This window comes from Mesorhizobium sp. WSM4833 (assembly GCF_055811095.1).
Window position 1 is genome coordinate 1 of the sequence record NZ_JBVVQG010000057.1, and the last position, 268, is coordinate 268.

Genomic DNA, 268 nt, shown 5'->3' on the forward strand with positions numbered 1-268 from the left:
CGCGGGCAATTGCTGCTGGGATAATTCTTGCGGAATAGCAATGTTGACCTGCAACCGCGACTGGAAGCGCGCCTTTTCAATTTGCAGATAAGCATTCACATGTTCAATTTCGTCGGCGAGAGTAACAAACTCCGAAGGCCGCTTTAAGTTTTTGCGGAAAAAAGTGGAAAGATACTGCACCAGCTGGCTGGCCTGTTCGCTGTCGCGGCGGATCACCGCTTTAATGGTGTTAAGCGCATTAAACAAAAAATGGGGATTCACCTGGGCG

1 protein-coding gene is annotated in these 268 nt (G+C 49.6%); it reads right to left on the reverse strand.

Annotated elements, in window-relative coordinates:
* The coding region (locus AC0L2D_RS31850; protein WP_473544130.1) for a histidine kinase at positions 1 to 268 on the reverse strand (268 nt) is incomplete at both ends.